We start from the raw sequence: 14,569 nt of genomic DNA, 5'->3' as shown, positions 1-14,569 counted from the left end.
GCCTCGGAGTCAGTAAGGCTGGGCTACCCCGGGCTCACGAAGGGCCTCCAAGGCTCGCACTCCTCTCCTGCTTCGGTGTCCACCTGAGCGGTCAAGTGGACGTCGCCTCTGCATATGTTGGGGCTTGCCTGCAAGCTTCGGGTAAATCGCCACTCTCCTCCCTAAACGGGTCAAGCGTGCTTGATGCAAGCTTTGCCTTCTGTGGCTTCGTCGGCGCATACCTGTGCCGCTCAGGCGGGTGCGCGCGCTCCGGCAATCAGCCCATCGGGTGCGTACGAGTCGAGTGTGCCTCACAAAGGGCTACAGCACAAACATCCAAGGTGAGAGGGCTGCTCTGCCTAGTTTTATTAAATCAACCTGCTGCTGGAGGGGTGGATTCCTTCGAATCGAAGGCTCGCGGTGGGCCGGTTGAAGCCCCTTAACCCACCACTCACCCCCGCTCCCATCCCGTACGCCGTCGACCCACACACCGTGGAGCGGGCGTGGTTCCTGGCGTCCAGGTGGAGCGCGCCACTGTACGAACGACCTGGACGCCAGGGGCCGCGTCTGCTCGGCTCTGCCTGGGTCGATGGTGTGCGGGATGGGAGCCCCCAACACCCGCCACAACGGACCCGCAGCCGGGAACGGCGCCCCCTCCATCCCGGTGCCGGCCGATCCCCCGCCGGAGGCACTGTTCTGACCGTGGCTGACGCTCGGCGACTGCTCTCAACTCATGGCCACACCAGTGGGCGCGCGTCGGCGCAGCGCGGGCAGAGCGGGCCGGAGGCAGGAGCGTCGCCCGCGGCGGAGCCGGGGCTTGACGGCGGGGAGAGCATCAAGGCGGTCAGCGAGTACCTCGGGCACAGCAACGCCGCCCTGACGCTGCGGATCTATGCGCACCTCATGCCGAGTAGCCAGGAGCGAACCCGGACGGCGATCGCGACGGTCTATGCCGAGGCCCAACGTCCTGTCTGACGGCCCACAGACGGCCCACGGCCCCGTTAAGGCTGACCAGTTCGGTGGAAACCGCTGGTAGATGCCTTGCGGGGCCGTCGGCTTGCTTCTCCGACCCCGAGAAGACGGCCGCCTACCTGGCCTCGGTCTCTGGAACCTGACGGCCCTCTGACCTGGGCTCCGGCCGTCGTCGGCTGTCGTTGTTGGCCGACGTCGGCCGCCCTCGGACGGCCCACAGACGGCCCCGGCTGCACCGGGGCCGTCTCTAGTTTGGAAGATCGCGTATGCGGACGTGGTGTGAGCTGGGAAGGCGCTGACCTCGGCGTTCTCTAGACCCTCACCGTGGTTCCCCGTTGTTCCCCCGCGCTCGCCGCCCGATCGGGCACGTCCGGGGCACGCGGCCACGGAGCGCTGCGCGGTCGGGCTACCATGAGCGTACCCACCGGTGCGCCCAGCTTCGGGGCGGCCGTTTCGGCTGCGAGAGCATCCAGTGATCTCGGTGGACCTTCTAGGGAGTGGCTTTGCCACCCGGGGGGTTCGCCATGCATGCTCATTGGTATTTGCTGATCTTCGCAATCGTCCGTCTGCTCCACCGGTTCACCGCCCTCGTGCGTGAGTGCAGCCGGTTCCTGCTGGGCCGGTCCGCTGTGGCGCGGTGCAGGCCGAAGGACATCCCCGCTGTGCTCGCTGCGCTCAAGTTCGGAGAGGATTCGCGGAAGCGATAGCGGGGTCTGCGGTCGCCGGCACACCGCACAACCTCAACACTGCTTCGCCGATGGGAGCCTGCGCCGATACCCAACCCACCATCGCTCACCAGGGGAAGGGCTGTCCTCGGCTGTCGTCATCTGTCGTCGTTGTCCACCCTCGGACGGCGCACAGACGGCCCCGGATAGTGCCGGATCCCTCGGCGCCAGAGCCCCGCGTGGAGGGGGCTGCTCGGGGTGAATTGCTGCGCACCAGGCCAGCATTTCGGTTGGATGAGGCATGGCTGAACAGTCAATAGCGCTTATCAGCGCAGCTAGCGCGCTTGCAGGTGTGTTCCTGACCGGGGCGTTCACTCTACTGAAGGGGCGACAGGAGCGCCTGGACAAACAGGCGGATCGTGATGAGCAGCGGCGCATCGTGCATCGCGAAGCGCGCCGCGCTGCTTACTCACAGTTCCTGGCTGCGTATCACGAGGTGGAACGGCGGTTCGAGCGGGTCAAGCGGGTCACGCCCCCGCCTAGCGCGGATGTCCCTGTCCCTCCTCAGCTACATGACACTGAAGCTGCAATCACAGCGCTGAACGAGCTGGCTTCCATCGTTTCCATGGAAGGTCCGCCAGAGATGAGAACTGCCGCCGGAGAGGTCGTTGTATCTTGCACCGCCCTACTTAAGGAGTTCGCCACACTTGGCCGAGACCACGCCGGAGAGTCGCAGCGGTTGTGGGCTTATACCTCCACAAGCCGCGATCAGGCAGAGGCTGCAATGCACCAGGCTTGTCTGCACTTCGAAGAGGAGTCCAGGAGAGCTCTTGGTGGCAATGAGCCTGGTTGGCCGTAGCGCCTGCGCACGCGGTCGGTGTAGCGACTTTGGCCGGGAGCTGCTTTGGCGCGAGTGATCATGGCCCCGTAAGCTTCCGGCGCGTCGGGCAGTCTGTGGACCTGCCCGGTAAAGCACGACGTTGGGGCCATGATCTTCGAGGCTCGCGCCAAAGTGGCTGGCTAAAGTCGCGGAGCCGACCGCCCCAGCCACGACGTGTTCTGACCTCACGCACTGTGTGCCTGCCTCTTGGGTGGGAGCGGGCGGCCGGCGGTGCCGAGCGGGGCGGAGACATGAGCGCGGGCGCCGCCGGCCGCCCGCTCCCACCCGGAGGAGCGAAGCGACGACGGGTGCTTGAACCAGTAGAGAAAGTTTGAATCATGCCGTCGCTGGCCCGTGGTGTAGAACCCTGGGCATGGGGAGTGAACGGCAGCAGCGGATGAAGGCGTTGGGAGCGCGTCTTCGTGTGCTGCGGGGTGAGGCCGGACTGACGGGTGCTGTGCTGGCGGAGCGCGCCAGCGTGGGGCAGCCGACGGTGTCCAAGGTTGAGACCGGGCGGATGGTGCCGAGCCGGGATGTACTTGACCGGATCGTGTTGGCGCTCGGACTCGATGAAGCCACCGCTCGTGAGGTGCATGCCCTCTTCGTTGCGGTGCTTGCCGCCGACCGCTCGTCCGCTGTCGAAGTGGGCGCGGCAGTCGATGACGAGGTGCGGTCCGCTCGGCTGGTGCGTTCGTTCCAATGCGTCGTCCTGCCGGCCATGCTCCAGACTGCCGAGTACGCCCGGCACGTCTTCGCCAGTGCCCCCAACTCGACCTCCGATGCGATCGGTCGAGCTGTCGCTGCCCGGGTGGACCGGCAGAGCGTGCTCTACGAACCGGGTCGGGAGTCGGCGTTCGTCCTGACGGAAGCCGTGTTGCGGACCTGGCCCGGGAGTCCCGCGCTGATGCTGGCCCAGCTCGACCGGCTCCTGGCCGTCGAGAGTCTGAGTACGGTCCGGCTCGGTGTCATCCCCTGGCAGCGGCCGGTCCCCGTCCTCCCGCGCCACGGCTTCACCTTGTGCGACCAGCGGGCGGTGGTCGTGGAGACCTTCGACAGCGAGAGGGTGTCCGACGACCCCGACGAACTCGCCACCTACGAGGAGACGTTCGCCCGCTTCGAGGCGGCTGCCGTCTTCGGCGCCGAGGTGCGGGACCTGCTGATGCAGGTGATGAAGGAGTTCCGGGACTTGGGCGACAGCCTCACCCCTTAGAGGAATAATTCCTAAAGATGTCTAGCCTCTTGGCCTCTCCGGCAATACTCTCGCCGCTGTGCTGTCTAGCCCCCTAGACATAGTTCGGGAGTGTTCCATGCAGACCAAGTGGTGCCGTGCCTTCCGTGGTCTTGCCGAGGAGGTGGCTCATGCCCGTCACTTCGTCGCGTCCCTCCTCCATGAGCAGGGCTCGGCCGAGGATGCCGTCCTGGTGGTCAGTGAGCTGGCCACCAATGCCGTACGGCATACAAGGAGCGGAGCGGCCGGCGGCTGCTTCTACGTGATCGTCGGCTTCAGGAGCGACCTCGTCCGCATCGAGGTCGTGGACCAGGGCGGCGAAAGCGAACCGCACCTCTGCGACGCCGCCGAACAGGAAGAAGGCGGCCGTGGTCTGCTGCTGATCGCGGGCTGCGCCAAGAACTGGGGCGTGAAGCAGTGGCCCGACGGTCGTTCCGTCTGGGCCGAGCTGGTGAGGGAGGGCGCGTGACCGCGTCCGCACCGGCGGCTGCTTGCGGCACGCCGACGAGTGGGCGGTGACGGGTGAGCCCTCGGGGTGTGCCTGGACGGCTGTCCCGGTTCTATGTGATCGGCGTTCGTACGGGGCAGCGTCTGCCGCCCATTCCGTCTAGGGCCCTAGACTCCTGGTTACCAGGAGGTGAGGGCATGTCGGACGAGCTACAGCGGATCGCGGCGATCGAGGATCCGTACCGGCTCCTGCGCGAGGTCACGACCAGGTTGGCGGACGCGCAGCAGGAGGTGACCGAGCTTGCTCGCCTTCGCCGACGCGTGGTGCAGGACCTGCATGCGCAAGGGCTGTCGTACGCGCAGATCGCCGCGAAGGCCGGCCTGAGCCGCGGGCGCATTCACCAGATCCGCCACACCGGCCCGGCGCCCGAGGGTGCCTTCCTCGGTCGGGGTGCCGTCACCGTCGCCACCCCGCTGCGGCGGGACGACGAGCGTGGGCGGACGGTCGTCGCCGTGGACGACGTCAGCTCCGGCAAGCGGCTGGAGGACCTGGCGCGGTCGTACGGCCTCGACGTCACCTCCGAGCACGTCCCGGTGACCGGTGAGATCGACCTCAACCGTGACGGCCTCGTCGTCGTCTGCGGTCCGCGTATGTCGCAGGCGATGTGGGACACGTACGCTCAGGACCCGGTCCTGCACTGGGAGCGCGCGGAAGACGGGCCTTGGACCGTGGTGGACCGGCGGACCGGCGCCGTCTACCGCTCCGGGCAGGACAGCGACCCGGCCCGGCCGTACGACGTCGGATACCTCGGCAGGCTGTCCCGTCCGGACGGCAACGGCTCGCTCCTCGCCATCGCCGGCATTCATACGCAAGGCTCGCTCGGCGTCGTGCACTTGCTCGCCAACGACCTGAATGCCCTCTGGGGTCAGGTCGGCGACCGCCGGTTCTCCACGCTTGTGGGTGTGGCGTACGACCCGGAGACCAGTGAACCGCAGTCCGCCGAACTCCTCTGCCCCCTCTACCGGCACGACGAGGAGTCGGCGGCGTGAGGGTAAGCCTCGCCACGCTGCCTGCTCATCCCGACTGCGAGAACGAGGACTTCGCGGCCGTCGCTGCTCCTGGTGCGGCCGTGCTCCTCGACGGTGCCGGCGTCGGTGGCGCCGAGACCGGGTGCACGCACGGGGTCGCCTGGTTCTCCGGAACGCTGGGCGCCCTGCTGCTGCGCAGCATCACCACGCAGCCCGCCCGGCCGCTGGCCGACTGCCTCGCCGACTCGATCGACCTCGTCCGGTCCCTGCACGAGGACAGCTGCGACCTCGCCTATCGGGCCACTCCGACCAGCACGGTCGTCGCCGTACGGGCCGAGGTCGATGGGGGAGACCTGGAGTACCTCGTCCTCGGGGACTCCTCCCTGCTCCTGGCCGACAAGGACGGCGGTACGACCGTCGTCACCGACCGGCGCCTGGACGAGGTCGGCAAACGGCTGCGCGGGCCGGTCGACACGCTCCCCACCGGCTCCCCGGAGCACTCCGCAGCGCTCGCCGAGTACCGGGACGCCCTGACGGGGCTTCGTAATCGGCCGGGCGGGTTCTGGATCGCCGGGCCCGATCCGCAGGCGGCCGAGCATGCCGTGACGGGGACGGTGCCGCTGGATTCGCTCGCCTCCGTGACGCTGCTCAGCGATGGGGCGACGCGGCTGGTCGACCGGTTCGAACTCGCTGACTGGGAAGAAGCGTTGGACGTCCTTCGTGCCTCGGGGCCCGAGGAGCTGGTCCGGCGAGTGCGTGAAGCCGAGGCGGGCGACCCCGACGGCCGGCGATGGCCACGCGGGAAGGCGCAGGACGACGCCACCGTCCTTCACTGGACGCTGCCTTAGCGTCTCCGCGCGGCGGCCGACCACCTCGTATACCCCCCTAGACAGTTGATGGGGCGTCGGCTACTTTACTGTCGACCCCCCTAGACAGTTGGGGTGGTCGCCTCCCTGTGCTGTCTAGGGGGGTATCCAGTCTCCGAGTGCCGCTGATCGCCGAACGGCGCTCGACAACTCCGTGAGGTACCGAAATGCGAGTCATCCCCGTCGACACCTCGGCCGCAACGCTTCTCGTCACCAAGCTGCCCGAGGTCAAGGTGAAGGACCGGCAGACCGGTGAGATCGCCGTGGACCCCGTGACCAACCAGCGGCTGATGACGCTGGAGTTGGTGTTCATCGCGGCTGGCGGCTCGGACATGATCAAGGTCACCGTCCCGGAACAGGGCATCGGTGAGGGGCTGGTCATGGGCGCCCCGGTCATCATGTCGGGCCTGGTGGCCCGTCCCTGGGAGAACGAGTTCGGCGGGCGCACCCGTCACGGCATCGCCTACCGGGCCGACGCCGTCATGGTCAACGCGCCGGTCGCGGCGCAGGGTTGATCGCCATGACCGAAGTCGTCCGCGTGATGCTGCCGGTCCTGCTGACCGTGGTCGTGCTGCTGGTGGTGCGCCGTCGTGTACCGGTGGTCTTCTGGTGGCTCATCGGGTATCCGGCGGTCGCGCTGCGGGTGCTCGTCTCGTACCGGGCGACGATGGACGCGTGCGGCCTGACGGTGCCGGCCTCGGCCATCCGCCGGGCCACCGCCCGCATGGTCGGTCGGCAGGCGGCCCCCGTACCTCCTCGGCGCACCTTTCCGCTGCCGACCGGGTCCGGTCTCGTGATGCGGCTGCGAATGGCGGCCGGGCAGGCGCCCGAGGACTTCGCCGCCTCGGCCGATCGGCTTCGGCACGCCTGGGGAGCCCACGCCGTCTACGTCCGTCCCATGAAGCCGGGGTGGCTCGAACTGCGGCTGGTCGGCTGGGACGTGCTCGCCGACGTACGGCCCTCCCGGCGCCGCTTCGACGCCGGTCTACTTCGTCTGCGGTTGGCGCTGCGGGAGGACGGCAAGTGGCACGTCCGGGACTTCCGCGCCATGCCGCACGAGCTGATCCTCGGTGCGACGCAGTCCGGCAAGTCCGTATACCTGCGCAATCTGCTCTGCGGCCTGGCCCGGCAACCGGTCGTCCTCGTTGGCATCGACTGCAAGTGGGGCGTCGAACTGGCGCCCTTCGCACCCCGGTTGTCCGCGCTCGCCGACACCCCGGACCGGGCCAACGAACTCCTCGACGTGTTGCTGAAGGAGATGGAGGAGCGGTTCCGGCTCATCGGGTGCAGCGGGCTCCCCGGCCCGGACGCCGTCCTCACCTCGGACGTGTGGGGGCTGCCGGAGGCAGTGCGGCCGGTGCCGGTCGTGGTCGTCGTGGACGAGGTCGCGGAACTCTTCCTCGCGGCCAACAAGGACGACGAGAAGCGGCGGGACGCCATGGTCACCAAGCTCGTGCGCCTCGCCCAGCTCGGTCGCGCGGCCGGCATCTACCTGGAGGTGTGCGGACAGCGCTTCGGCGCCGAACTCGGTAAGGGCGCCACCATGCTGCGCGCTCAGCTGTCCGGCCGCGTCTGCCACCGGGTCAACGACGAAGCCTCGGCCAACATGGCGCTGGCCGACATCTCCCCTGAGGCGGCGCTGGCTGCCACGTCCATTGCGGCCGAGCGGCCCGGCATCGCGGTCGTCGGTGACACCACCGGCGGCTGGTGCCGCGTCCGCTCGCCCCATCTCACCCTCGTCGAGGCGGCGGCCGTCTGCCGCGACACCTCCGCCCTGGTCCCGGAACTGCCTCGGCTCGACGCCTTCCGGCCGATCATCGCCGGACTCTCCGTCGAACTGTCCTCCGCGACCGCTGCTCACCAACTGGCCGAGTAGCTAATTCCCCTTCTTTCCCGGTCGGCGCGGCCGTCCCGCGCCATGTCCCTACCCCTCCCATGCCCGAAACAGGAAGGAACCGGAGCCGATGCGTGCCCACCTGGTCCGCGTGGACGCCGTGATCGTCCAGGCCGTCATCGCGGGGGCCCTTTCCTTCTCCCACCTGCACGACCTCGCTGCGGCGGCTGGACAGGGCGGCTGGAAGGCGTGGGCCTACCCCGTCAGCGTCGACCTGCTCCTGGTCGCTGCCTGGCGTCGGCTGCGGCAGGTGGAGGGAGGTGGACAGGCGGCGAGGAGTCCGCGGCTGTGGTTCCTCGTTGCCCTGACCGCTTCCCTTGGCGCCAACGTCGCCACCGCCGGGCTCCTCGACCTCGACCACGTCCCGGCCGCGCTCCGCGTCGTCGTCGCGGGCTGGCCGGCCATCGCGTTCTTCGGCGGCACGCTCCTGGCCCATGCGCCGCGCGGCCAGGAAACGCCCACGGCCGTCCCGGCCGAGCCGTACGAGGAACAGCTCGTCGTCTCCGCCCCCGAACTGGACTCGATGCCCGCCACATCCGCCCACACCGTCCAGGCACCGGAGACACCAGAGGCCTCGGCGCCTGTTCCCGTCGCCGCGCTCCCGCCCGCCCTCATCGACCGCGTCCGCGCCCTGGCCGACGAACACCGCTCGACCACCGGCCGCCCCGCCGACCCCGACGCCGTACGCGCCCGGCTCGGCCTGCCCCCGTCCATGACCGCCGCCGTCGCGGCCCACCTCTGAGAGAGGAGCACCACCGTGCCCCGCAATTTCCGCAACCTCCGCCGCATCGGCCCCGTGAACGTCGCCTCGTACATCGACCGGGGCAAGCACCGGCACCTGGCCGCCTGCACCGCGCCCCGCTGCGACTTCTCCGCCGAGTACGACTCCCGCGCCGCCGCCGAACTGGCCGCCCGGACCCACCGCTGCTCCGCCTGACAGGAGTCCACCGCATGCAGGTCCCTCTCTGGTTCGCCCTCCTCTGCGTCGGGGTCCTGGGCGTCAAGCTCATCCGCCCGCCCGGGTGGCTCGTCGCCGTACTGCTTCTCGGCGGCTACCTCCTCGCGCACAGCCTGCTCGCCCCCGCCATCAACTCCCTGGTCAAGTAACCCGCGAAAGGGGAACGCCCATGCTCCGGCCGAAGATCCCGACCATGCCTCAGCCGACCGGCCTGATCACCCCGCCCGCCGTCGTGGAGCCGAGCACCATCACCCCGGCCGCCCCGCCGGCCCCCGTCGTCCCGGCGCAGTCCCGCCCGGCGGTCCAGCTCACCCCCTCCACCGCCCTCACCCTCATCGGCGGCGGCACCGCCGTGGTCCTGGTCGTCGGCGCCGTCCTCGTCTCGATGCTCCTGGCGGTCGCCGTCACCGCCGTCTCGGTCGCCGTGTGCGCCGTCGTCGTCCGCTCCCTGCTGACCCGCCGCTGATCCCGCGCCCAGCCCTGCCCGCCCGGCCACCCCATGCTGTCTAGCCCCCTCGACAGGTAGGCGCCGGGCGGGCGGCCCCCACCCGATTCCGTAAGGAGGAAGCCGCACATGCCCAACCCGGCTCCGCTCGGGGCCATCCGCCACCTGGCAACGCTCGCCCGATACGGCGACCTCGGCGCCTACGCCCGGCAGATCCAGCGCCTCGGCGGCTGCGAGCGGCCCGTACGAATGGAAGGCCACCGGCTGGACGTCCACGCCACCACTGGCGAGATCGTCCGGGAGATCGGCGACCGCGACCTTCCCGCCGGGCAGCTCCTCATCCGCTGCAACAACCGCCGGGCCAGCCGCTGCGCCGCCTGCGCCGAGGTCTACCGCAAGGACACCTTCCACCTCGTCACGGCCGGCCTGAGCGGAGGCAAGGGCATCAGCCCGACCGTCGCCCGGCACCCCCGGGTCTTCGCCACCTTCACCGCCCCGTCCTTCGGCCCGGTCCACAACCGCCCCACCGCCGGGCGCTGCCGCTGCGGACGCTCCCACCCCCAGGACGACCCCGCCCTCGGCACACCGCTCGACCCGGAGCGCTACGACTACCGCGCGGCCGTCCTCTGGAACGCCCACGCCGGGGCCCTCTGGGGGCGCTTCACCACCTACCTGCGCCAACAGCTCGCCGCCCGCGCGGGCATCACCCGCTCCGCGCTGCGCGACTGCCTCAAGGTCTCGTACGCCAAGGTCGCCGAGTACCAGCGGCGCGGCGCCGTCCACTTCCACGCCGTCATCCGCCTCGACGGCCCGGACGGCGCCGAGTCCGCTCCGCCCGCCTGGGCCACCACCGAACTCCTCACCGACGCGATCCGCTCCGCAGCCCGCCTCGCCGAGACACCGGGCCCGGTCCTCGACGGCCGGGAGTACGCCTTCCGCTTCGGCACCCAGCTCGACATCCGCCCCATCCGCTCGGCCGACTTCGCGGGCAGCTCCGAGCTGTCCAGCCGGGCCGTGGCCGCGTACATCGCCAAGTACGCCACCAAGGGCGCCGAGACCGCCGGCACGCTGGACTGCCCCGTCCGCAACCCGATCACGGACCTCATCGGCTCCGGCGTCACCGACCACGCCCGGCGGATGATCCTCACCTGCTGGCACCTCGGCGCGCTCCCCGAACTCGAACCCCTACGGCTGCGCAAGTGGGCCCACATGCTCGGCTTCCGGGGCCACTTCTCCACCAAGTCCCGCGCCTACTCGGTCACCCTCGGCACCCTCCGCCAAGAGCGCGCCGACCACAACGAAGCCCTCGCCCGCGCCCGAGCGGCGGCAGCGGGCCACCCGCTGCCGGACCCGGACACCGTCCTGGTCATCTCCCACTGGCGCTTCGCCGGCATTGGCCTCACCGACGCCGAAGCCTGGCTCGCGCCCTCCCGCGAACCCGCGCTCAGCACGGAAGGAGACCCCACGCATGGCTGACCGACGCCGTGTCTCTGTGGAAGTGACTGCCGCACCGCGCGCCCTGCCCTCGCGGTTCCTGACCCCTGACGACCTGGTGGAGATGTTCGAGCTTCCCAGCGTCGAGACGGTCTACCAGTGGCGCCGGAAGCACACCGGTCCCCGCGGCTTCCGCGTCGGCCGACACCTCCGCTTCGACCCGCGCGACGTGCGGGCCTGGGTGGACTCCCAGCTCGGAGAGGCTGCCTGATGGCCGGCCACGTCCAGGACCGCTGGTACAAGACCGAGCCCGGACCGGACGGCAAGCCCGTCAGGGGCAAGACCGAGCGCTACGGCACCGGCATGCGCTACCGCGCCAGGTACATCGGGCCTGACGGCACCGAGAAGTCCAAGAGCTTCCCCGATCGCAAGAAGCGGGAGGCTGAGCGGTGGCTGGACCGCATCGAAGCGGACATGGCGACCGGTCACTACGTCGACCCCGGTGCGGCCAAGGTGACCTTCCAGGAGTACACCGAGAAGTGGCTCACGACCCTTGGGGCAGACCCGAACACGATCGAGTCCATGAATTCCCAACTGCGGCTCCATGCCTTCCCGTACATCGGGACGCGCCCGCTCGGATCGTTCAAGCCGGAGCACATCCGAGAGTGGGTGGCAGCACTGGAAGCCAGGGTGCCCGGTTCGTACGGACGGATCATCTACGCCAACGTGCGAGCGGCCCTGAGCGCCGCTGTTGACGACGGATACCTGAGCCGCAACCCGGTCTCCGCTCGATCCGTGAAGCCGCCGGCGCTTGAGCCCAAGCGCGTGGTTCCCTGGTCGGCTGAGCGGGTGTTCGCCGTACAGGCAGCCATGCCGGAACGGTACCGAGCCATGGTCGACCTGGGAGCCGGTTGCGGCATGCGCCAGGGGGAGATCCTGGGAATCGCCGTGGATGCGATCGACTTCGACTCCGACACGCTGCACGTGGTGCAGCAGCTCAAGCTCAGCAGGAGCAAGCCGGTGTTCGCACTGCCCAAGGGCGGCAAGACCAGGGACGTGCCGCTTCCCGGTCCCGTGGCTGACGCCCTCAGGGCCCACATGAAGCAGTTCCCGCCGGTCGAGATCACGTTGCCTTGGAAGACACCGGACGGTCCGAAGGTGACCCGGCGGCTCATCTTCATGGCACCCGGGGGTAACCATGTGTGGCGTACATCCCTGAACGAGGAGGCGTGGAAGCCTGCACTCGTCGCGGCCGGCGTCATCCCAGAGCCGGAGACCAAGGCCGCTGGTTACGCGGCGGCTCGCGAGCATGGCATGCATGCGCTGAGGCACTTTTACGCGTCCGCGCTCCTGGACGGCGGGGAGAGCATCAAGGCGGTCAGCGAGTACCTCGGGCACAGCAACGCCGCCCTGACGCTGCGGATCTACGCACACCTCATGCCGAGTAGCCAGGAGCGAACCCGGACGGCAATCGCGACGGTCTACGCCGAGTCCCAACGTCCCGTCTGACGGCCCACAGACGGCCCACGGCCCCGTTAAGGCTGACCAGTTCGGTGGAAACCGCTGGTAGATGCCTTGCGGGGCCGTCAGCTTGCTTCTCCGACCCGGAGAAGACGGCCGCCTACCTGGCCTCGGTGGCCTGACCGCCGTCCGGACGCACGGCTCCCAGGACCGGGTACGACGCCAGCGGGGACACCTGCACCCTGGCGCCGGGCCGGGGAGCCTGGACGACCTTCCCGCCCCCGACGTACAGCGCCACATGGGTCGCCTGCGGGAAGTACACCACCAGGTCACCCGGGCGCAGTTCGCGCAACGGGACCCTGCGCAGCCGCTGCCACTGCTCCTGACTGGTGCGGGGGATCGGGGTGCCCGCGTGCGACCACGCCTCGGAGGTCAGGCCCGAGCAGTCGTAGGCCCCGGGGCCCTCGGCGCCCCACTCGTACGGCTTGCCGAGCTGGTCCATGGCGTAGCGGACCGCGCGGCCGCCCTCCGCGGAGGCGGGGCGGTCGGCCGGCAGGGCGCCCGAGGTGGTCAGCCGCTGCTGGGCCTCGGTGACCCCCTGCTGTTCCAGCCGGGCGACGGCGGCCAGCTGGTCCGGGGTGAGCGAGGCCAGCATGCGTTCCACGTCGGCCAGCCTGCCCCGGACCTCGTCGCGCTGCTTGCGCTGCCGGTCGGCGAGAGACAGCTGGGCGTCCAGCGCCTTGCGGGCCGCCCGGGCCAGGACGTCCTGCCGCTTCTCCGTCCCGGCCAGCCGGGCCACCGTCCGGGCCCGTTCCCGCGCCAGTTCGCCGATGACATGGCCCTCGTCCAGCGCGTGCTGCGGGTCCGGGGCGAGCAGCAGGCGGACGTACGGTCCGAGTCCGTCGCCGGACTGGTACTGCTGACGTGCCAGCCGCCCGGCGTCCCCCTGGCTGTCCCGCAGGGCGAGCCGGGCGCGGGCCAGTTCACCGTCCAGCCGGGACACCTCGGCGCGCTGCGCCGCCAGCTTCTCCGTGGTCCCGTTGTAGGTCTCGGTGGCCTGCTCGGCCTGCTGGTAGAGCTGCTGAAGGTCCGTCAGGAGGCGGGAGACGGACGGCTGTCGGGGTTCCGGTTCCGGTACGGCCGCGGCCGGCGCCGCGGGGGCGAGGGCGGCCTGGGCCGCCACCGCGGCCGTACAGGCCAGGCGGACAAGCCTTCCTGACACGACATCACCTCGGGTGCGGGGAGGGAATCCCGGCGAGCGGGCTGTTCGCCTCCCATGGCACCGCGATTATCGGATGAATCGGTGCGGGGCGCGCGCCGAGCCTGCGCGGACGGCGCAACCCTGTCACCCGTTCGGCCGCTCCTCGGGGCCCTCCGGCTTCGACCAGGGCCACCGGAGCTTGCCGCCCGACCTGTCCTCGGGGTCGTACGCGTACTTCCACCCCTGGATCAGCCCCAGCCGCTTGCTGTACCCACGCGGCACCCTGCGGTAGACGTACACGGCGGGCGGGCCGCCCGCGGGGTCGGGGACGGGGATGCGGTACGTCTTCGGGGGGTGCCCGGTCGGGCCGACCAGCACGGGCAGCACGCGCCCGTCCATCGGGCCGCCCTCGAAGGGGGTGTCCTGGCTCTTCACGGCTCCAGTGTCAGCCTTCCGCGGCGAGCGCGCCGACCAGGCCTGCCGTCTGCTCGTCCCGGCCGGCGGTGACCGCGAGCATGGCGGTGAACTGCTCCACCAGCCAGTCGCGCAGCTCCTGCACCGGGGGCTGCTTCTCCTCGTCCAGCCAGATCAGCGAGGCCGCCTCCACGGCCGTGATCCAGGTCCGTACGGTCATCCGCAGCCGGGGGCCGGGGGCGGTGACGCCGAGATGGCGGAAGATGTGCTCCGCCGCCGCCCGGCGCACCCCGTCCACGATGGCCGTGGTCCGCGAGGTCTCCACCACGCTGCCGCCCTGGAGCAGCGCGCTGAAGCCGGCGTCGTGCTCGTCGACGAAGGCCAGGTAGCGGTCCAGGGTGCGGCACAGCCGGGCCAGCAGCGGGCCCTCGCGGGGTTCGTCGAAGCAGTGCTGGAGTTCCTCGGCGGCGGAGCGGAGCGCGGCCTCGTACAGCTGCTGCTTGCCGCCGGGGAAGTACCGGTACACCAGCGGACGCGAGACCCCGGCCGCCTCCGCCACGTCGTCCAGCGACACGTCCTCGGGGGCGCGGTGCGCGAAGAGGGTGAGAGCCGAGGTGAGCAGTTGGCTGCGCCGGGCTTCGACGGTGAGGCGGCGGTAGGCGGGGGTGGCCGGGGTCATGCTCAGCAGCCTAATCG

16 protein-coding genes and 1 pseudogene are annotated in these 14,569 nt (G+C 70.3%); 14 read left to right on the top strand and 3 right to left on the bottom strand.

Going from position 1 to position 14,569, the window contains the following annotated elements; all coding sequences use genetic code 11:
- Positions 1 to 789: 789 nt before the first annotated feature.
- From ACFVIU_RS02130 to ACFVIU_RS02065, 14 genes and pseudogenes are all read left to right on the top strand, one after another.
- Positions 790 to 954, top strand: a pseudogene (locus ACFVIU_RS02130) (site-specific integrase); the annotation flags it as partial.
- A 1,915-nt stretch (positions 955 to 2,869) separates the two neighbouring features.
- The gene (locus tag ACFVIU_RS02125; protein ID WP_385840318.1) at positions 2,870 to 3,706 is read left to right on the top strand and encodes a helix-turn-helix domain-containing protein; all 837 of its coding nucleotides are present in this window, start codon (positions 2,870 to 2,872) and stop codon (positions 3,704 to 3,706) included.
- Positions 3,707 to 3,803: 97 nt separating this feature from the next.
- Positions 3,804 to 4,193, top strand: a complete 390-nt coding sequence (locus tag ACFVIU_RS02120) for an ATP-binding protein (protein WP_385840006.1) — start codon at positions 3,804 to 3,806, stop codon at positions 4,191 to 4,193.
- A 176-nt stretch (positions 4,194 to 4,369) separates the two neighbouring features.
- Positions 4,370 to 5,221: a sigma-70 family RNA polymerase sigma factor gene (locus tag ACFVIU_RS02115; RefSeq protein WP_385840005.1), complete on the top strand. Its 852-nt coding sequence runs from the start codon at positions 4,370 to 4,372 to the stop codon at positions 5,219 to 5,221.
- The gene (locus ACFVIU_RS02110) at positions 5,218 to 6,048 is read left to right on the top strand and encodes an integrase (RefSeq protein ID WP_385840004.1); all 831 of its coding nucleotides are present in this window, start codon (positions 5,218 to 5,220) and stop codon (positions 6,046 to 6,048) included. Before ACFVIU_RS02115 ends, ACFVIU_RS02110 begins: the two co-directional genes overlap by 4 nt.
- A gap of 185 nt (positions 6,049 to 6,233) precedes the next feature.
- Positions 6,234 to 6,581, top strand: a complete 348-nt coding sequence (locus ACFVIU_RS02105) for a hypothetical protein (protein WP_385840003.1) — start codon at positions 6,234 to 6,236, stop codon at positions 6,579 to 6,581.
- Positions 6,582 to 6,586: 5 nt separating this feature from the next.
- Positions 6,587 to 7,942: an FtsK/SpoIIIE domain-containing protein gene (locus ACFVIU_RS02100; RefSeq protein WP_385840001.1), complete on the top strand. Its 1,356-nt coding sequence runs from the start codon at positions 6,587 to 6,589 to the stop codon at positions 7,940 to 7,942.
- Positions 7,943 to 8,030: 88 nt separating this feature from the next.
- Positions 8,031 to 8,702, top strand: a complete 672-nt coding sequence (locus ACFVIU_RS02095) for a DUF2637 domain-containing protein (protein ID WP_385840000.1) — start codon at positions 8,031 to 8,033, stop codon at positions 8,700 to 8,702.
- A gap of 15 nt (positions 8,703 to 8,717) precedes the next feature.
- Positions 8,718 to 8,897 carry a mobile element transfer protein gene (locus ACFVIU_RS02090; RefSeq protein ID WP_385839999.1) on the top strand — a complete coding sequence of 60 codons (180 nt, stop codon included), beginning with the start codon at positions 8,718 to 8,720 and terminating at the stop codon, positions 8,895 to 8,897.
- A gap of 14 nt (positions 8,898 to 8,911) precedes the next feature.
- Positions 8,912 to 9,067: a hypothetical protein gene (locus tag ACFVIU_RS02085; protein WP_385839997.1), complete on the top strand. Its 156-nt coding sequence runs from the start codon at positions 8,912 to 8,914 to the stop codon at positions 9,065 to 9,067.
- 20 nt (positions 9,068 to 9,087) lie between these two features.
- Positions 9,088 to 9,384, top strand: coding sequence for a SpdD-like protein (locus tag ACFVIU_RS02080; protein WP_385839996.1), 297 nt, complete (start codon positions 9,088 to 9,090; stop codon positions 9,382 to 9,384).
- A gap of 108 nt (positions 9,385 to 9,492) precedes the next feature.
- Positions 9,493 to 10,839 carry a replication initiator gene (locus tag ACFVIU_RS02075; protein ID WP_385839994.1) on the top strand — a complete coding sequence of 449 codons (1,347 nt, stop codon included), beginning with the start codon at positions 9,493 to 9,495 and terminating at the stop codon, positions 10,837 to 10,839.
- A complete protein-coding gene (locus tag ACFVIU_RS02070; RefSeq protein ID WP_385839993.1) occupies positions 10,832 to 11,068 on the top strand; it encodes a helix-turn-helix transcriptional regulator in 237 nt (78 codons plus the stop codon). Before ACFVIU_RS02075 ends, ACFVIU_RS02070 begins: the two co-directional genes overlap by 8 nt.
- Positions 11,068 to 12,306, top strand: a complete 1,239-nt coding sequence (locus ACFVIU_RS02065; protein WP_385839992.1) for a tyrosine-type recombinase/integrase — start codon at positions 11,068 to 11,070, stop codon at positions 12,304 to 12,306. Before ACFVIU_RS02070 ends, ACFVIU_RS02065 begins: the two co-directional genes overlap by 1 nt.
- A 112-nt stretch (positions 12,307 to 12,418) precedes the next feature.
- On the opposite strand, the gene ACFVIU_RS02060 is transcribed toward ACFVIU_RS02065, so the two are convergent.
- The 3 genes from ACFVIU_RS02060 to ACFVIU_RS02050 all read right to left on the bottom strand — a co-directional run bounded on the left by ACFVIU_RS02060 (position 12,419) and on the right by ACFVIU_RS02050 (position 14,552).
- Positions 12,419 to 13,480: an NlpC/P60 family protein gene (locus ACFVIU_RS02060; RefSeq protein WP_385839990.1), complete on the bottom strand. Its 1,062-nt coding sequence runs from the start codon at positions 13,478 to 13,480 to the stop codon at positions 12,419 to 12,421.
- Between the two features lie 123 nt (positions 13,481 to 13,603).
- Entirely contained in the window at positions 13,604 to 13,894 is a 291-nt protein-coding gene (locus ACFVIU_RS02055) for a hypothetical protein (protein WP_385839989.1), read from the bottom strand.
- Between the two features lie 10 nt (positions 13,895 to 13,904).
- Positions 13,905 to 14,552: a TetR/AcrR family transcriptional regulator gene (locus ACFVIU_RS02050; RefSeq protein ID WP_385839988.1), complete on the bottom strand. Its 648-nt coding sequence runs from the start codon at positions 14,550 to 14,552 to the stop codon at positions 13,905 to 13,907.
- Positions 14,553 to 14,569 lie beyond the last annotated feature (17 nt).

The sequence above is a fragment of the Streptomyces sp. NPDC127190 genome (assembly GCF_042672505.1).
In the GTDB taxonomy this organism is placed as follows: Bacteria; Actinomycetota; Actinomycetes; order Streptomycetales; family Streptomycetaceae; genus Streptomyces.
Note: the sequence above shows the minus strand (reverse complement) of the source record. Positions and strands in the feature narration are given on the sequence as shown.